16 protein-coding genes are annotated in these 16,291 nt (G+C 67.3%); 8 read left to right on the top strand and 8 right to left on the bottom strand.

Annotated features, from left to right (window positions below):
- Positions 1 to 43: 43 nt before the first annotated feature.
- Positions 44 to 1,108, bottom strand: a complete 1,065-nt coding sequence (gene uxuA, locus APZ15_RS30675) for a mannonate dehydratase (RefSeq protein ID WP_027791792.1) — start codon at positions 1,106 to 1,108, stop codon at positions 44 to 46.
- Between the two features lie 267 nt (positions 1,109 to 1,375).
- Between uxuA and APZ15_RS30680 the strand changes: the two genes are divergently transcribed.
- From APZ15_RS30680 to APZ15_RS30690, 3 genes are all read left to right on the top strand, one after another.
- Positions 1,376 to 2,098 carry a FadR/GntR family transcriptional regulator gene (locus tag APZ15_RS30680; RefSeq protein ID WP_027791791.1) on the top strand — a complete coding sequence of 241 codons (723 nt, stop codon included), beginning with the start codon at positions 1,376 to 1,378 and terminating at the stop codon, positions 2,096 to 2,098.
- Positions 2,099 to 2,257: 159 nt separating this feature from the next.
- Entirely contained in the window at positions 2,258 to 3,388 is a 1,131-nt protein-coding gene (locus APZ15_RS30685; RefSeq protein WP_027791790.1) for an extracellular solute-binding protein, read from the top strand.
- Positions 3,385 to 5,181, top strand: coding sequence for a GGDEF domain-containing protein (locus APZ15_RS30690; RefSeq protein ID WP_027791789.1), 1,797 nt, complete (start codon positions 3,385 to 3,387; stop codon positions 5,179 to 5,181). Before APZ15_RS30685 ends, APZ15_RS30690 begins: the two co-directional genes overlap by 4 nt.
- 100 nt (positions 5,182 to 5,281) lie before the next feature.
- On the opposite strand, the gene APZ15_RS30695 is transcribed toward APZ15_RS30690, so the two are convergent.
- The 3 genes from APZ15_RS30695 to APZ15_RS30705 all read right to left on the bottom strand — a co-directional run bounded on the left by APZ15_RS30695 (position 5,282) and on the right by APZ15_RS30705 (position 7,496).
- Positions 5,282 to 5,581 carry a DUF4148 domain-containing protein gene (locus APZ15_RS30695; protein ID WP_027791788.1) on the bottom strand — a complete coding sequence of 100 codons (300 nt, stop codon included), beginning with the start codon at positions 5,579 to 5,581 and terminating at the stop codon, positions 5,282 to 5,284.
- 281 nt (positions 5,582 to 5,862) lie between these two features.
- Positions 5,863 to 6,117 carry a hypothetical protein gene (locus APZ15_RS30700; protein WP_027791787.1) on the bottom strand — a complete coding sequence of 85 codons (255 nt, stop codon included), beginning with the start codon at positions 6,115 to 6,117 and terminating at the stop codon, positions 5,863 to 5,865.
- Positions 6,118 to 6,170: 53 nt separating this feature from the next.
- Positions 6,171 to 7,496 carry a D-serine ammonia-lyase gene (locus APZ15_RS30705; RefSeq protein ID WP_027791786.1) on the bottom strand — a complete coding sequence of 442 codons (1,326 nt, stop codon included), beginning with the start codon at positions 7,494 to 7,496 and terminating at the stop codon, positions 6,171 to 6,173.
- A gap of 109 nt (positions 7,497 to 7,605) precedes the next feature.
- Here APZ15_RS30705 and APZ15_RS30710 point away from each other — a divergent pair, with 109 nt between their 5' ends.
- Entirely contained in the window at positions 7,606 to 8,556 is a 951-nt protein-coding gene (locus APZ15_RS30710; protein WP_034196064.1) for a LysR substrate-binding domain-containing protein, read from the top strand.
- 366 nt (positions 8,557 to 8,922) lie between these two features.
- Here APZ15_RS30710 and APZ15_RS30715 read toward each other — a convergent pair whose 3' ends face one another.
- On the bottom strand, positions 8,923 to 9,771 hold the full coding sequence (locus APZ15_RS30715; RefSeq protein ID WP_034196063.1) for a sulfite exporter TauE/SafE family protein: 849 nt from the start codon (positions 9,769 to 9,771) through the stop codon (positions 8,923 to 8,925).
- A gap of 318 nt (positions 9,772 to 10,089) precedes the next feature.
- On the opposite strand from APZ15_RS30715, the gene APZ15_RS30720 reads away from it, so the two are divergent.
- Together APZ15_RS30720 and APZ15_RS30725 are read left to right on the top strand one after the other, a co-directional pair.
- Entirely contained in the window at positions 10,090 to 10,986 is an 897-nt protein-coding gene (locus tag APZ15_RS30720) for a LysR family transcriptional regulator (protein ID WP_027791784.1), read from the top strand.
- Positions 10,987 to 11,109: 123 nt separating this feature from the next.
- Positions 11,110 to 11,742 carry a LysE family translocator gene (locus tag APZ15_RS30725; protein WP_027791783.1) on the top strand — a complete coding sequence of 211 codons (633 nt, stop codon included), beginning with the start codon at positions 11,110 to 11,112 and terminating at the stop codon, positions 11,740 to 11,742.
- A gap of 76 nt (positions 11,743 to 11,818) precedes the next feature.
- Here the strand turns inward: APZ15_RS30725 and yddG are convergent, their stop codons facing one another.
- Together yddG and APZ15_RS41355 are read right to left on the bottom strand one after the other, a co-directional pair.
- Positions 11,819 to 12,763, bottom strand: coding sequence for an aromatic amino acid DMT transporter YddG (gene yddG, locus APZ15_RS30730; protein ID WP_027791782.1), 945 nt, complete (start codon positions 12,761 to 12,763; stop codon positions 11,819 to 11,821).
- Positions 12,747 to 12,986 (bottom strand): hypothetical protein, encoded by a 240-nt coding sequence (locus APZ15_RS41355; protein ID WP_138143373.1) that lies wholly within the window; start codon positions 12,984 to 12,986, stop codon positions 12,747 to 12,749. Before APZ15_RS41355 ends, yddG begins: the two co-directional genes overlap by 17 nt.
- Before the next feature lie 175 nt (positions 12,987 to 13,161).
- Here APZ15_RS41355 and APZ15_RS30735 point away from each other — a divergent pair, with 175 nt between their 5' ends.
- Positions 13,162 to 13,773: a C39 family peptidase gene (locus APZ15_RS30735; protein ID WP_027791781.1), complete on the top strand. Its 612-nt coding sequence runs from the start codon at positions 13,162 to 13,164 to the stop codon at positions 13,771 to 13,773.
- A gap of 66 nt (positions 13,774 to 13,839) precedes the next feature.
- Here the strand turns inward: APZ15_RS30735 and APZ15_RS30740 are convergent, their stop codons facing one another.
- Entirely contained in the window at positions 13,840 to 15,525 is a 1,686-nt protein-coding gene (locus APZ15_RS30740; protein WP_027791780.1) for a purple acid phosphatase family protein, read from the bottom strand.
- Between the two features lie 322 nt (positions 15,526 to 15,847).
- On the opposite strand from APZ15_RS30740, the gene APZ15_RS30745 reads away from it, so the two are divergent.
- A complete protein-coding gene (locus APZ15_RS30745; protein WP_027791779.1) occupies positions 15,848 to 16,147 on the top strand; it encodes a YXWGXW repeat-containing protein in 300 nt (99 codons plus the stop codon).
- The last annotated feature ends 144 nt before the right edge of the window (positions 16,148 to 16,291 follow it).

A 16,291-nucleotide genomic window follows, 5' to 3' on the forward strand; every position in this document is an offset into this window, starting at 1 on the left:
GGGCGGCCGGCGATCCGCTGCGCCGGCCACCGCGATGGGCGGGTTATCGGGTGACTGGCGACGGCGTGCGGTCGAACTTCGCGAGCGCTTCCCACAGGCCGTTCAGGTAGACCGCGCCGAGCGCGCGGTCGTAGAGGCCGTAGCCGGGCTTGCCCGTCTCGCCCCAGATCATGCGGCCGTGGTCGGGGCGCACGTAGCCGGTGAAGCCGGTGTCGTGGTACGCCTTCACGATCGCGGCGATGTCGAGCGAGCCGCAGCTCGACAGGTGCGCCGTTTCCTCGAAATCGCCGTTCGCGTCGACCTTCACGTTGCGGATATGCGCGAAGTGGATGCGGCCCATCGCGCCGAATTCGCGCACGAGCGCCTCGACGTCGTTCTGCGGGCCCGCGCCGAGCGAGCCCGAGCACAGCGTCAGCCCGTTCGCGGGCGTGTCGACGATGCGCACGATCCGTGCGAGATCGTCGCGGTTCTTCACGATGCGCGGCAGCCCGAAGATCGGGCGCGGCGGATCGTCGGGGTGGATTGCCATCTTCACGCCGGCTTCCTCGGCGACCGGGACGATCGCCTTCAGGAAGTATTCGAGGTTCGCCCACAGCGCCGCCTCGTCGACGTCGCGATACTCGGCGAGCAGCGCCCGCAACTGTTCGGGCTGGTAGCTCGAATCCCAGCCCGGCAGCGCGATGCCGTCGTCCGGATCGATCCGGTCGACCGCGTCGGTGCTGAACGCGAGGCAGGTCGAGCCGTCGTCCAGCGTCTTCGACAGCTCGGTGCGCGTCCAGTCGAAGACAGGCATGAAGTTGTAGCAGATGACGCGCACGCCGGCCGCGCCGAGGTGGCGAATCGTCTGACGGTAGTTGTCGATCAGGCGGTCGCGGCCCGGCTTGCCGAGCTTGATGTCCTCATGCACCGGCACCGATTCGACGACTTCGAACTGCAGGCCGGCGCGTTCGATCGTCGCCTTCAGCGCGTCGATCTTGTGCGCGGGCCAAACTTCGCCCACCGGTTCGTCGTAGATCGCCGACACGATATGCGTGACGCCCGGGATCTGGCGGATGTATTGCAGCGAGACCGGATCGGACTCGCCGTACCAACGGAAAGACATCTTCACTGGAGCGGCTCCTGGCTGGCGGTTGATGCATCGGGCGGACGGGCGGCGGCGTGCCGGCCCGTCTCCGGTGTGCGGATTATGATTGGTATGCCAGTTATGCGGGATAGTGGTTTACCAGTTGTCGGAATCGCAACCGGCGGCATGACGCTTCGGCGCGAGCCCCGGCGCGTCGGCCAATACGTCGAACCGGACGCGGGCCGAAATTGGTGTACCATTTTGCCGATCCGGCGCCGCGACGGTGCCGGCCAGCCTGTTGCGAGCCTTTCGATGACCGATCTTTCCAGCCAGCCAGCCAGCCGCGATGCCGATGCCGCGGACCGCTCCTATATCGGCCTCGCGCGGCAGATTCACGCGATGGTGGCTGCCGGTGCGTTCGAGGCCGGCGCGCGGCTGCCGTCCGAGCGCAGCCTGGCCGACCAGTTCGGCGTGAGCCGCACGCAGGTGCGCGAGGCGATCATCGCGCTCGAGGTGCAGGGGATCGTCGAGGTGCGGATCGGTTCGGGCATCTACGTATCGGCGGCCGATGCGGCGCGGCCGGTGACGTTCGAGGTGCCGCGCGGCCCCGGGCCGATCGAGACGCTGCGCGCACGCGGGTTGATCGAGGCGGAAGTCGCCGCGCTCGCGGCGACCGAACGCAAGGATGCGGATCTCGACCGGCTGTTCTTCTCGCTGACGACGATGCGCGAACAGATGGACGACAAGGCCGCGTACGACGCGGCCGATCGCCAGTTCCACCTGCGCATCGCGGAGTCGACCGGCAACACGGTACTGCTGCACATGGTCACCGCGATGTGGGACTGCGCGCGCAGCGATCCGCTGTGGGACAAGATCGAGGAGCACTTTCACTCGACCGCGCTGCGCGAGGCATCGCAGGAGGATCACCAGCGGATCTTCGCGGCGATCATGGCGCGCGACGCGGCGGCTGCACGCGAGGCGATGGGCGCGCACCTGTCGCGCGTGATCGCGGAATTCACGCAGGCGTGGCGCTAAAGTTCGTCCCGGTCGACGGAAGCGGGCCGCCGTAACGGCACCGGCATGCGGCGTCGCTGATGGCGCGCGTGCGCCGTATACGGCTTCTTCCGATTGCGCGACCGTGGGTTTTATGGTCTTGTTGCGTGATATCGCATCGACTCGAAAAAGGACAGTCGAATGCAGCGGGGCGATTCACGCGGGGTCCGATTGATCAGGGGAATCGGCGCACGTACGCGCGTACGTATCGCCGTGCGCAGGCTGCTCATCATTTTGACGGCAGGCTTACTTGCCGCTGCGCTGCCGGTGCCCGCCGCCTCTCCCGAAGCCGTCAACGACAACGTGCTGCGCGTGCTCGCATGGCCCGGTTATGCGGACAGCGATGTCGTCAGCGCATTCGAGGCGCAATTTCACGTACGCGTCGAAGTGACGTTCGTCGACTCCGACGAAGCGTTGTGGACACGGATGCACAGCGCGGCGCCGCCGCCGTACGACGTGCTGGCTGCAAACACGGCCGAGATTCAGCGCTACGCGCACGAACGTCTGCTCGCGCCGATCGACCTGTCGCGCATCCCGAACCGGCGGCGGCAGTTGCCGAACTTCCAGCAGCTCGCGACGATCGACGGGCTCGTGGAAGAGGGGGCTGCCCATGCGATCCCGTTTACGTATTCGTCGATGGGGCTGATCTACGACCGCAGGCAGGTTTCCGCCGCACCGCGCTCGATGCGGGAGCTGTGGAATCCGCGCTACCGCGGCAAGGTGCTCGACTTCAACAGCGCGCAGCACAATTTTTCGTTCACGGCGCTGGCGCTCGGCTATCCCGATCCGTTCCGCCTGTCGCCCGCGCAGACGCTCGCCGTCGCGCACAAGCTGATCGACCTGCGCCGCAACCTGCTGACGTACTACACGCTTCCTGAAGAGGCGACCGCGCTGTTCGTCGAGCATCGCGCGGCGCTGATGTTCGGCAATTACGGCACGCAGCAGGTGGAACTGCTGCGGCGCGCCGGCGCGGACGTCGGCTACGTGATCCCGGACGAAGGCGCGCTCGCGTGGCTCGACTGCTGGGCCGTCACGCGCGGCGCGCAGCATCCCGAGCTCGCGTTCGCATGGATCAACTACATGCTGGAACCGGCGATCGGCGCGCTGCTGACCGAACGCCAGGGCCTCGCGAACACGCTCGCGCCGCCGCCGGGCCTCGACACCGGGCACCAGCATCTCGTCTGGCTCCAGCCCGTCGAGGACATCGCGCGACGCGAATCGCTGTGGAGCCGCATCGTGTCGGGCGACCGTCCGGAGCGGTTCGGAAAATGATCCGGCTCGGGCTCACATCGAAACTGTCGGTGCTGTTCGCATGCATCGGCGTGATCGCGTCCGGCACGACCGGCTATTACGCGTATCGCGCGAACCGCGCGATGCTCGTGCAGGAGGCACAGCACAGTCTGCTGATGTCGACGCAACTGCTCGGGCAACGCTTCACCACCGCGCTGTCCGACGTCGCGGACGATGCGCTCGTGCTCGCGCAGATGCCGTCGTGCGCGCTGGTCTCGGGCGGCGACAACCGGGATGGCGCGTCACGCGCGCGGCTCGAGCTCGAGCAGGTGTTCTACAGCTTCATGAGAAATCACCCGGAATACCTGCAGGTTCGCCTGATCGCGCGCGGGGATTTCGGGATCGAACGCATTCGCGTCGATCGCGATGCGCACGGCATCGTCGTGCTGCCGGACAGCGCGTTCCAGGAGAAAGGACAGTTTTCCTACGTATTCGATACGCTCGCGACGGCACCGGGTCATATCTACCTGTCGCCGATCGTGATCAACCACGAGACGGGAACGCACGCGGCCGAGGGGCTGCCGATCCTGCGCGTGGGCACGCCGGTCGTCGACGCGTCGGGCCAGACGGTCGGCGCACTCGTCGTCGATGTCGAACTGTCGCGCGTGTTCGACCGGCTCGAGCGCGATCTGCCGGAGGACTACGCGGTGTATCTCGCGAACGAGTGGGGCGATTTCCTCGTGCACCCCGATCCGTCGCAGACGTTCGGCTTCGATCGCGGGCGGCGCGTGCTGATGCAGGACCGTTTCGCCGTCACGCGCGCGCTGTTCGACAGCGCACGCACGAACGTTACCCTCAACGGCCTGACCGATCCCGCCGATGCGCCGGGGCAGATGTTCGCGTTCGCGCGCACGCCGTTCGGGCACGACGAGGGCAACCGCTTCGTCGTGCTCGGGATGGGGCGCCCGCTGGCCGACGTGCTGGCGCCGGCCGGCGTGCTCGGCGAACGGATCATCCGGATGGTGCTCGTGTCGAGCCTGATGGCGGTCATCCTCGCGATCCTGTTCGCGCGCGCGATCACGCGGCCGCTGCAGACGCTCGCGCGCGCGGCGACGCACGTGTTCGACGATCCGGCCGCCGAGCAGTTGCCGGTCGGGCGCGCCGACGAGATCGGCGTGCTCGCGCGCTGTTTCGACAGCATGCGCGTCGAGATCCGCACGCAGGTCGCGATGCTGCGCGCGAAGCAGCTGGAGCTCACGCACCTCGCCGGCCACGATGCGCTGACCGCGCTGCCGAACCGCCTGCTGTTCATGGAGCAGCTCGATGCCGCGATCCGGCGTGCGGCCGCGATGCATGAGGGGCTGGCCGTGATGTTCGTCGATCTCGACCGCTTCAAGCAGATCAACGACCAGCACGGGCACTCGGCCGGCGACCGCGCGCTCGTCGCGGTCGCCAAGCGGTTGAGCCTCGTGCTGCGCGGCGGCGACATGGTCGCGCGGCTCGGCGGCGACGAATTCATCGTGCTGATTGCGGACGTGCGCTCACCGGCGGTGATCGGCGACGTCGCGTCGCGCATCCAGCTCGTGATGGCTGAAGAACTGGAGTTCGGCGACCGGCGCATGGCCGTCGGCGCGAGCATCGGCGTCAGCGAGTTTCCGGCCGACGGCGCGTCCGCCGAGGAACTGCTCGTCAAGGCCGACGCGGCGATGTACGCGGCGAAGGCGTCTGCGCAATGCGCATACGTGCGCTACCAGGAACTGGTCGGCAGCGGGAGTGCCGCCGGCGGCGGCGCGGACGAAGCGGCCGGCCGCGTCGCGTCGGGCGAAAGCCGGTGACGGCCGGCCGCACGATACGTGCGATGCAAACGCAACGAGCCCGTCGCGGGACGGGCTCGTTGATGGTGCAGGCTGCGCGCGAAGGCGCGCGGCGGCAGGCTTAGTGGCCGAAGTAGACCGAGTCGCGCGGGTTCTGCACCTTGACGACCGGTGCGCCACCCTGGACGGTCGCGGCCGGTTGCGCACCGTAGCCGCTGTTGTCGGCGCCGCGCACGCGGGCTTGCGCGGCTTCGATGTCGGCCGGGTAGTGCGGGCTCGCCTGGCTCGGCTTGTAGCCGGCTTGTTCGAGCTGAACCAGTTCGTTCTTCACTTGCGCGCGGGTCACGGTGCTTTGGGCGAATGCGCCGAACGAAGCGGACAGGGCGACAGCGGCAACGACTGCGGAAACGAGCGATTTCATGATGACCTCCGATGTTTATTGGCTTTCCGCGTTCGACACCATGTCGTAAGCGGTTGATTACATCGTAGGCGCCGGTCGACCTAGGGTAAACGTGAGTTTTGGTGAAAGATCGTTGTCGCTGGAGTAATAATTCCGGGATATGCGCGTTCCGTCCCTATTCGATGTTGCCGGATTTGCAATGGAGCGGAGCGAATGCGCGCGACGCGGATGGCGTGCACGACGGGTGCCCGACGGCGAATGCGCGGGTGGAGAGGCGGCCGACGGGTGGTGTTGCCGACGGGTCAGACGTCGTCGTCGATTTCCTTGCGTTCCCGGCGTTCCTCGTTGCCGCGGCGCGCGCGCAGGCGCTGGCGCGACAGCACGGCGATCACCTGCTGGGTCGGCGCGCCGGACGGCAGTTCGTTGCGGATGCGATCGGGCACCATGGGCAGGCCCGCGCGCTGCCGGCGCAGCGCCTTGGCGATTGCCCGGCGGCATTCGTCACCGTGGCAATCCCATTCATCGCGGATTCTCTGGCAATAACGGCATTGTTCCATCCGGACAGTCTAACGCGTCTTCGGGAACGGGGCTGGACGCCGGCCTGAGTGGATCAGGCGCCGGGCGCGGCATCGGCGAGCGCGTTTGCATGCGACTGGAAGCGGCGATGTTCTTCCGGCGGCACGAGCGAGCCGCCCGTCGCCCAGATGACGTGCGTCGCGCGGCGCAGGTCGATCGCGTGGCGATGCACGTAGTCCTTTCCGGCCGGGGAGTGCGTCAGCCAGCCGGGGCCGCCGACGGCAGCGGCGGCCGACGGCTCGAGTTCCACGCCGGTCGCGCGCCGGACCGCGAGCAACTGCGCGTAAAGCTGCGCGTCGCTGACGGTGAAGACGCCCGACAGCTGGGACGCCATCAGCGGGCTGACGAGGTGCGACGCCTGTGCGACTGCCAGGCCGTCGGCCTCGGTCCGGTTGTCGAGCCCCGCGTCGTAGACGGATACGGGCTTCCCGAGGCCGGCGGCCAGCTGGACCAGCATGCACGGCGAAGCGACGGGTTCCGCGAAAAAGCAATGCACGTGCTCGCCGAACAGCGCCTTGAGACCATAGGCGATGCCGCCCGGTGCGCCGCCGACGCCGCACGGGATATGGACGAAGAGCGGATGCGCCGCATCCACGCCGCGGCCCGCCCCGGCGAGCTGTGCGGCGAGATGCCGGGCACCGGCCGCGTAGCCGAGGAACAGCATCAGCGAGCCTTCGTCGTCGACGAAGTGGCTGCGCGGTTGATGGCGTGCCTGCGAGCGTCCCGCCGCGACGGCTTGCGCGTAGTCGCCGTCATGTTCGATCACGCGAACGCCGCGTGCTCTCAGGCGCGCCTTCTTCCACGGCTTCGCGTCGGTCGACATGTGAACGACCGACTCGAACCCCAGCGCGGCGGCCATCACGCCGATGCTCAGGCCGAGATTGCCGGTGCTGCCCACGATGACGGTGTGCGCGGCAAACAGTTCGCGTGCGGCGGTCGAGGCGAGGAGCCGACGGTCGTCCGCGGGTTCGAGCAGGCCGTGTTCGATCGCGATCGACTCCGCGAGCGCGAGCACTTCATGAAAGCCGCCGCGCGCCTTGATCGAGCCGGCGACCGGCAGTGCGTCGTCGCGCTTGATGAACCACGCGCCGTGTTCGTCTGCCGGGAGCGACAAGCTGCGCTGCAGGCTGTCTGCCGGCATCAGGGGCGATTCGATTTTTCCCGCGCTCGCCGCGAGTTCGGGAAACAGCTCGGCCATCAGCGGTTCGCAGCGCGCCAGCCGTGCTTCGGCCATTGCAATGGCGTCGATCGTCGGTGCGTCGTGCGGCAGCGGGCTGCCGGCGTGGGGATTCAGCCACAGCAGCGGGTGGCGCGATTGCAGCTTGGCTAATAGATCGGAAGGCTGGAGCGTGAAGGTCATGGATCGGTCTTGCGTCGGATGAACGGCGAATCAGGCTTGAATGCTACGATTCGAACCGGTTGCGCAAAAGCGCCGATTTCTAATGAATGCATTAGCCTGACTTATAACGATGCGACTCGATGGTTCGATCCTTGGTGCGTTGCTGTGCTTTGAAACGGCCGGCCGGTTGCTGAGCTTCACGAAGACGGCGCAGGCGTTCAACCTGACGCAAAGCGCCGTGAGCCAGCAGATCCGGAACCTGGAGGACCGGCTGGGTTACCCGCTGTTCGTGCGTCAGGCGCGCGGGCTGAAGTTGACCGAGAAGGGCGCGACCCTGCTCGGAACGATGTCGAGCGCGTTCGGCGACATCCATCGCACGCTTCAGGCGCTCGGCATGCCGGACGCGCCGCTGCAGGTGAGCTGTCTGCCGTCGCTCGCGCTGCAATGGCTGATGCCGCGCCTGTCCGAATTTCATCGGCTGCAACCGGACGTGCCGGTTCGCGTGAGGGCCGAGTTTCAGGTGCTGGATCGTCAGGCCATGGAGACCGACGACATCGACGTGGCGGTGCGCTACGACCCGGTGCAATACGGGCGGCTGCATGCCGAGGCCATTCTCGACGAAATCCTGTTTCCGGTCGCCACGCCCGCGTATCTGGCGCAGCATCCGTCCTTTGCCGGCGGGGAGTCGCTGGACGGCGTCGTCCTGCTGCACGACGCGGCTCCGTGGGGCGGCGCACCCGAGTTCGTGGAGTGGCGCACGTGGCTGGAGGCGGTGCGTCCCGCGTGGACGGCGCATCTTGACGGCCCGCAGTTCAATTTCTCCAGCCTGGCAATCACGGCCGCGCTGAACCATCAGGGCGTCGCGATGGGGCGCGCCGCGCTGGTACATGACGAGATCGCGAGCGGACGGCTCGTGGATGTTTTCGGCAGGCACGTGCGTGCGCCGGCGCGCTACATGCTGTTGTCACGCAATCCAGACGATCCGCGCACCACGGTTTTTTCGGACTGGCTCAAGGCCGAGTGCGCACGCTTCGATGCGGCTCGGTCACGCTTGCTTTCGAACGGAAGCCGGCACGGGTAGCCGAAGCTGCCGGATGGCCGGGTCGGAGTGCGAAGGAGTTGAGAAATGAGCGCCGCACACTACGATTTCCCGTCCGTCTCCATACGGAATGCTTGCGCACGGACGCGGATGGCGAGCGTTACTTGAGTTGCCAGATACCCCAGACGGCGATCAACAGGCCAAGGCCGAATCCGCAGCCGAGCAACACGTAGGTTTCCATTGCAGGTCTCTGAAAGCGCGGCAGCGCCGATGCGGACATCGGCGTGCGAGCAGGACAGTCGGTGACGTATCGTTCGCATCGTCGGGCGCGGCGATACGCCGGGTCCGCGAATACTACGCTCGGCAGCTTTCAGAACGCATGCGGGATCGATGGCAATCCGCCGCCCGTCAGTGCGTGCCCGCGTGCGTGTTGTCCACCTGGGTAACGTGCGATCCGCCGTGCCGGAACACGCCCGATTTCCAGATCATCTGCGATGCCGCGACGAGCACGAAGAGCAGCACGACCATCCTGAAGCTGCGGGGCGACATCTTGTCCCGCAGCGGGCGAACGAGCCACATGCCGGCAATGGCCGGCAGGCTGGCCGCCGCCGAGATCGCGAGGTCGGCGGCGCTCGCGTGCGCGGCGCCGCTGAACGTCGTGAGCAGCGTGACGATCGACACCACGAGGATGATCGCGATCTGCTTCGTGAAGACGCGCCCGGTCGCGCCGGACGAAATCAGGTAGGTGGCGAGCAGCGGGCCGGGAACCGACGCGATGCTTTCCATCAGCGCGGCGCCGAAGCCGAGTGCGAAGCCGACGGGCTTCTGCCAAGCGGGAGGCAGGTTGAGCTTCGGCGCGGCGAGCATCAGCGTCGCGGCGACGATCAGCAGCGCGCCGGACGCCGCCTGCGCATGACCCGGATCGAGCGAGAGCAGGATCGCGACACCGACGATGTTGCCGATCACGGTGCCCGCGATCGGTGCGGCGATCTTGCGTGCCGTCGCCAGCACCTGGCCGCCTTCCAGCGCCTGCGGAATGTTGCCGAGGATGATCGGCATCGACAGCAGCAGCACCGCATGCCGGATCGGCAGGAACTGGCTGAGTATCGGCATCGCGATCAGCGGCACGCCTATACCGGTGATCCCCTTGGCCATGCCGCCCAGCAGCAGCGCGACGGCGATGCCGGCCAGATCGAACGCGCCGAGCCCCTGCAGGCTGGAAACCAGCACACCTTCAGTCAGATTGAAATGCATCATGGAATGGCTTGTCGCGGCATATCCGGCAGCGAGCGCTGTCGAAGGAGCCCGTTGCGGCGCGTGCGTGTTGCACGCATGTGTTCTGGATCGGTTTGGCCGGGCGTCGATCGCAAGGCGCCGCATCGTTGCGCGGCCGGGTCCGCAGGCAATCGACGCGCGGTTCGAGGATGCATCTTACCCGAGCGTTGCGGAGGATATTCGGCGCGGGGCGCGGCGTGCCGCCGGTATCGGCGGCGCGATCATGTGCGCGGTTCAATATAATTCATGACCGTGTATCGCTTCATGCGCGATATGCATCTACTGGAACAAGGAGATCCGATGACCCTTGCGCAGTTGCAGGCCCTGGCGGCCGTGGTCGAACTCGGCTCGCTCACGGCCGCGGCCGACCGGCTGAGCCGCAGTCAATCCGCGATCAGTCATGCGCTGACCGAGCTGGAAGACGTCACGGAGGTCAAGCTGCTCTGGCGCGACCGTCAGCCGGTCGTCCTGACGCCGGCGGGCGAACGCCTGTGGCCGTACATCCAGAACGTGGTGCGCGAAGCGCAGTTGCTGCGCCAGCAGTTCAGCCTGTCGCGCGGCAAGCTCGAAGGGAAGCTGGTGGTCGCGTCGCTGCCAAGCGTGTCGCTGGCATTCGTCGTGCCGGCACTCGAGGCGCTGAAGGAGATGCACCAGGGCGTGTCGGCGGTGCTGCTCGAAGGCACGGACAGCGAAGTCGAAGGGTGGATCGAGGACGGTACCGCCGACGTCGGCGTGGTGGCCGGCACGAAGACCTTCGCGCACACGCTGCCGCTGCTCGACGAGGACTTCGTCGCGGTGGCGGCGGATGGCATGTTCACGGCCCGCAAGAGCGTGTCGGCGAAGCAGTTGTCCGCGGCCCCGTTCATTTTCTCGAAGGCAGGATGCGGGCCCGTGATCGCGGATTACTTCGCGCGCAGCGGCACGCCGCTGCACGCTGCGTTCAACGTGGTCGAGATGCGCACCATCCTGTCGATGGCGGAGGCCGGCATGGGCGTGTCGATCGTTCCGCGCATCACGCTCACGTACACCCCGTTCGGCGGCCGCGTGCTGGCGCTTTCGCCACGGCTGCATCGTTCCGTCCGGCTGTCGTGGAACACGTCCGGCAATGCGATCGCCGATGCGTTCGTGCGGCTCGTCGACGCGCAACGCGCGAAGGCGGCGAAGGCGATTCACGCGCGCGCGAAAAGGAGCCGGTAACGAACGGCCGGTGCGATGAAAAGCGCTCATGGGCGGCTTGCAGTTTATTCATGCCGGTGGTGATCGAGATGCAATACATTGATCGAACTCGCCCCTGACCGCTTTGCCCCGAAGGAGATTGCCGTGCCGGCCTTGCCTACCTTGCTTGCATTCGGACTCGTGTCGCTCGGCATGGTGCTGACACCCGGGCCGAACATGATCTACCTGGTGTCGCGCTCGATCTGCCAGGGCCGCCGTGCCGGGCTGGTGTCGCTCGGCGGCGTTGCGCTGGGGTTCGTCTTCTACATGGTGTGCGCGGCGCTGGGCATCACAGCGCTGGTGTTGGCCGTGCCGTATGCGTACGACGTGCTGCGCTTTGCCGGTGCGCTTTATCTGGCGTACCTGGCGTGGCAGGCGCTGAAGCCGGGCGGCCGCTCGGCGTTCCAGGTCAGGCAACTGCCGCACGATAGCCGCGCCAGGCTCTTCACGATGGGCTTCGTCACGAACCTCGCGAATCCGAAGATCGCGGTGATGTATCTGTCGCTGCTGCCGCAGTTCATTTCGCCGGGGCACGGCAGCGTGCTCGCGCAATCGCTGGCGCTCGGCAGCGTGCAGATCGCGGTGAGCGTCAGCGTGAATGCGCTGATTGCCTGCATGGCCGGCGCCATCGCGGGTTTCCTGGCGGGGCGGCCGGTCTGGGCGTCGGTTCAGCGCTGGTTGATGGGCACGGTGCTGGCGGGACTCGCCGTGCGTATCGCACTGGAGTCGCGCAACTGACGCGAGTGAGTGGCCGACGGGTTGCGGGATCGCAGGGGGCTTCCGAGTTGCATCGTGACGAACGCGCCCGGTTTCGTCAGCCCAGTCTGTTGCCCTGCGCTTCGTTGCCGACCCGCACGGGCGTGGCTTTTGCGTTGCGCCGGCCGCGCGTCGCGAGCCAGCACAGGATCGACCCGCCGCATACCATCGACGCGCCTTGCCAGAATTCGATCGACAGCGGCGCATGCAGCAGCGTCGCGGCGAGCATGGCGGCGAGTACCGGGGTGAAATACGATGCGCCGACGATGATCGTCACGTTGCCGTGCATGATGCCGGTGTTCCAGGCCGCATAGCCGAACCCCAGCGCCGATGCCGCCAGCACGATATAGATGGCCGCTTGCAGGCTGAACGTCATGCCGCCGCCGCCTTCGACCGCGAACTTGATCCAGAGCGCCAGCGCAACCAGCATGAAGAACGGCGTGACGCCGTTCTTGCCGTCCGCGATGCGCGCCGTCACCGTGCAATAGCCGGCCCAGATCAGCGCGCCGAAGAACGCGAGGCCGTAGCTCAGCGGATTGTCCGTGACGTTGCGCAGCATGCCGGCCGGATCGAGCCCCTGGTCGCCGCCGAGCACCCGGCAGATCCCGAGCATCGACAGCAGGACGCCGGGCACGACCAGCAGGTTGGCGCGCTGCTTGTTGAACACGATTGCCGCGACCAGCGTGAAGCTCGGCCACAGATAGTTGACCATCGCGACTTCGATCGCCTGCCGGCCGTTGCTGGCATAGCCGATCGACAGCGACAGGCACACCTCGTACGAGACGAACAGCAGCCCGCCCCAGAGCAGATAGTTTTTCGGGAACCGGCTCAGGTCGGGGAAACCGACCGAGAACAGCAGAAGCACGGACGCCACCGTATAGATCATCGCGGCGCCACCGGTCGCGCCGAGGCTTTCGCTGACTCCACGAACGAGGGCGACCACGGAGGCCCACAACAACACCGCGCCGAGCCCGGCGAGCGTTGCCTTATTCTTGTGCTTCATGCGTCCTGCCTGTTTCAACATTCAAATTCGCTATCGGATGATTCGGTTCCGCTTGCGCGGGACCCACGGGTACGTCGATCCGGATGGTCTCGATCCCGGTGTGCCGGCCGCGCACCGGGATCGGCGGCCGTGACACGCCGATCCCGGACGCGTCGTCGTCGCCGAACGGCGTCGTCCCGTCGTCTTCGCTGAAGCAGTTGACGGTCGCGAACGTCCCGCTCATGGCGGAGTACGAGGCGCGCAGTCTACCGCGTGTCGTCGCGCAATGGCTTGTGATGGGCGTACAACAAGTCCCCGTGCGCCATCGCGGTATAGTCGCGTGGCAGATTCGCATCGAGCAGTTGGTCCGGTTTTCGTTGAAGCCCGTCGCCCGTATCGCGCTTTCAGGGAGGGAAGCCATGAAAGAAGTGCCGTATTTCTCGCAGTGGGAATCGATGCACCTGGTTTCGCGGTTCGTGTCCCGCGAATTGCGCGCGGAGGACGACCCGTTGTGGCATCGCTCCGGCGCAAGCACGCCGGAAGAATACGCGCAGTGGAGCCCGAACATCTGCGGTATCGCGTGCCTGAAGATGCTGCTCGCATACCGCTCGAACACGATCGTGCCGCTGCTCGAACTGGTACGCGAGGCCGTCGGGTTCGGCGTCTACCGGCCCGAACTCGGCGACACGGGCAAGCGTCTGCATTACCGGCCCTTCGTGCACTGGGTGCGCGAGCGCTACGGGATCGACGGCGATGTGGTGGAAGGGATCGATTCGGCCGCGCTCGAACCGAAGCTGCATGACGGGCACATGCTGATGGCGTCGGTGCATCCCGGCATCCGGCACGACGGCTTCGAGCCGCCGTCGCGGGGCGGGCATCTGGTGCTCGTGTTCGGCGCGAACCGCGACACCGGCGACTGGCTGTTCCACAACCCGTCCGGGTTCGACGTGCGCACGCAGCGCAATGTGGCGATGCCGCGCGCCACGTTCGACCGCTACTTCGCGAACCGCGGCATCCTGATTGCCCCATGACGTTGCGCATGCAACGAATCCCGCGCGCACGGCGTCAGGCGCCCGTCGCAACGGGCGCCTGACCGATCACCGGTCGTTGCGCTTCTTGCTCAGCTCGATCGTCTCGAACAGCGTGTAGTCAGCGGTCGGGTGCTGGTCGGCGCCCGGTGCGTGGTAGTAGCGCATCGTGATCGTCGTATGCCCGCCCGGCTTGCCCGGGTCGTGGTCGAACACGGCAATCCCGTAGCCGGTGCCGGTATCGCGACGCGCGGACCAGATCGCATCCTCGAGCGCATCGGCCGGCTGGCGCACGAACGTATTCGGCGCCGTGCCCGGCACCGGCCGGTTGGGCTTCGTGAACACCTTTGCCCGCGCAAAGCCGGTCGCCGGGTTCTCGCCGTATACGTCCAGCGGCGCGCTGGTGCCGCCGCCGCCCAGGATCAGGTGGATCGTGCCGTGGCTCGTGTCGAACGTCGTGCGGTCCGGGTCGTTCGATCCGACCGGGCGCGGCTGCAGCGTCTCGACCACTTCGCCGGTCGTCGCATCGACGCCCGCGCGGTGATTGCAGCCGCGTACCGGGTAGCTGCGCTCGTAGTCGTGATCGTGGCCGCACAGCACGAGGTCGACGCCGTAACGGTCGAACAGCGGCAGCCACGCTTCGCGAATGCCCTTGTCGGAACCGTTGCCCGTCTTCGACGAACTGAGCGCGTCCTGGTGCATCTGCACGACGATCCAGTCGATGTCGTCGTCGTGCGCGGCATGACGCAGCGTGTGTTCGAGCCAGCGCGTCTGCTCGCCGTTGCTGTAGCCGCGCACGTAGAACGACGTGCCGGGCTCGATCGGCGGGCGGCCCGTGCTCGCGGCCGGCACGAGCGGCGCGGGGCCGCCGACGAACGCGGCGGCATCCTGGTACACGACGTCGTCGGCGTCGAGCGACACGAACAGCACCGAGCTCACGCGGAAGCTGTACCAGCGGCCCGGGAAGCGCGTGCCGTTCTCCGGCAGCGTATAGCGCGCGAGATACGAGTCGAGCCCCTGCGGACCATTGTTGAACTCGATCTCATGGTTGCCGGGACACGGCATCCACGGACGATTCGCGGCCGACGTCTGGTTGTTGTTGCCGAAATCGCGCCACACCTCGGGCTGGTGCGCGGGGTTCAGGTTCGCGTAGCAGAGGTCGCCGTTCAGCAGGTGGAACAGCGGCTGGAACTGCTCGACGGCCTGCACCGCGAAGCGGCTCTGCGGCGACGACAGCACCCAGGCACCGTTCGGCGTCGCAAGGTCGCCGTAGCTCGTGAAGCGGAACGGCGCGCGGCCGCGCGGTGCGGTCGAGAAATTCGCGGAGAACGGCTGCGCGGCATTGCTGTCGTTGTCGGCCGTGATCTCGTAGCGGTAGCGCGTATTCGGCTTCAGCCCGTGCACGCGCGCGTGGTACGCGAACACGGTCTCGCCGTTCAGGCCGTCGGTGTACAGGCGCTGGACGCCATGCACGGTGCGCGGCGGCTCGCCGTCGGCGACGATGCGCGCGCGCGGATTGACGGCCGACGCGAGCGACGCCCACGAGATCACGACTTCCGACGCCGGGTCGTTGCCCCACGTCAGGTGGACCTGTTCGGGCGTGCCGTCCGGGGTCGACGCGGCGGCCCGGGCTGCCGCGAGGCCACCGGCGGCGGTGGCGAGGCCGGATACGCCGGCGAGTTTCAGGAAGCCGCGGCGCGAGACGGATGCGGCGGGCTCGTTCGGCTGGATCGGGGAGTTGTCCTGGTTCGACATGGTCGGTGTTTTCGTGGATGGAGACGCGAGATGCGGAACCGCCCGGCCGTGCGTAAGCGTGGCCGGGGCGTGGGCCGGAAACGAGCGGGATCCCGGTGCCGGACATTGTCGAAGCGCAGTTTTGCCGGGTTGTGACAGCACGGCAACCCCGCGGGAGCGCCGGCGCCTGCCGAGCTTGCGGATCGGGGCATCCGGCCCGCGGCGACGCGCGTCCGCTTCGGCCGATATTTATTTGCCGACATCGCGACGGATTCTGATCACCTGCACCGTTTAACGCATGAACGGCCGCTTCCGGTCGATAACTGCTACGTCGGAGTCTTTCATGAAGCTTTCCATTCCGTTGCGGTTTGCCACGGCATGCGTGGCCGCGCTGGCTGCGTCCGCTGCGTTCGCGCAGGCCGTCATCGTCGCGCCTTACGCGCCGCCGCCGCCTCGCGTCGAAGTGATGCCGGCGCCGCGCGCGGGCTACGTGTGGGACCAGGGCCACTGGCACTGGCGCCAGGGCCGCTATGTCTGGATTCCAGGCCACTGGCAAGTGGTTCGCGTCGGTTATCACTGGGTGCCGGGCCACTGGGCCGCGCGCGGTCCGGCGTGGCGCTGGGTTCCGGGTCACTGGGCCTGATGCGCATGCCGCCGCACGGCACGCGGTGCCGGCGCGGCGGCGCCTTCCCGCAACGTCATGAGTCGCAGCCATGCCCTTTCGAACCGTGGTGATACTGGCAGCCGCAGCCATCGTGCTGGCCGGCTGTGTCGTGGTGCCGGCGCG

It is taken from the genome of Burkholderia cepacia ATCC 25416, assembly GCF_001411495.1.
In the GTDB taxonomy this organism is placed as follows: Bacteria; Pseudomonadota; Gammaproteobacteria; order Burkholderiales; family Burkholderiaceae; genus Burkholderia; species Burkholderia cepacia.

Excerpts from the sequence above, each read along its gene's own strand:
- APZ15_RS30695 (WP_027791788.1), bottom strand. The coding sequence starts at position 5,581 with ATGAAATCGCTCGTTTCCGCAGTCGTTGCCGCTGTCGCCCTGTCCGCT.
- APZ15_RS30740 (WP_027791780.1), bottom strand. The coding sequence starts at position 15,525 with ATGTCGAACCAGGACAACTCCCCGATCCAGCCGAACGAGCCCGCCGCA.
- APZ15_RS30690 (WP_027791789.1), top strand. The coding sequence starts at position 3,385 with ATGATCCGGCTCGGGCTCACATCGAAACTGTCGGTGCTGTTCGCATGC.
- APZ15_RS30735 (WP_027791781.1), top strand. The coding sequence starts at position 13,162 with ATGAAAGAAGTGCCGTATTTCTCGCAGTGGGAATCGATGCACCTGGTT.
- APZ15_RS30685 (WP_027791790.1), top strand. The coding sequence starts at position 2,258 with ATGCAGCGGGGCGATTCACGCGGGGTCCGATTGATCAGGGGAATCGGC.
- yddG (WP_027791782.1), bottom strand. The coding sequence starts at position 12,763 with ATGAAGCACAAGAATAAGGCAACGCTCGCCGGGCTCGGCGCGGTGTTG.
- APZ15_RS30745 (WP_027791779.1), top strand. The coding sequence starts at position 15,848 with ATGAAGCTTTCCATTCCGTTGCGGTTTGCCACGGCATGCGTGGCCGCG.
- APZ15_RS30705 (WP_027791786.1), bottom strand. The coding sequence starts at position 7,496 with ATGACCTTCACGCTCCAGCCTTCCGATCTATTAGCCAAGCTGCAATCG.
- APZ15_RS30720 (WP_027791784.1), top strand. The coding sequence starts at position 10,090 with ATGACCCTTGCGCAGTTGCAGGCCCTGGCGGCCGTGGTCGAACTCGGC.
- APZ15_RS30715 (WP_034196063.1), bottom strand. The coding sequence starts at position 9,771 with ATGATGCATTTCAATCTGACTGAAGGTGTGCTGGTTTCCAGCCTGCAG.
- APZ15_RS41355 (WP_138143373.1), bottom strand. The coding sequence starts at position 12,986 with ATGAGCGGGACGTTCGCGACCGTCAACTGCTTCAGCGAAGACGACGGG.
- APZ15_RS30680 (WP_027791791.1), top strand. The coding sequence starts at position 1,376 with ATGACCGATCTTTCCAGCCAGCCAGCCAGCCGCGATGCCGATGCCGCG.
- APZ15_RS30710 (WP_034196064.1), top strand. The coding sequence starts at position 7,606 with ATGCGACTCGATGGTTCGATCCTTGGTGCGTTGCTGTGCTTTGAAACG.
- APZ15_RS30700 (WP_027791787.1), bottom strand. The coding sequence starts at position 6,117 with ATGGAACAATGCCGTTATTGCCAGAGAATCCGCGATGAATGGGATTGC.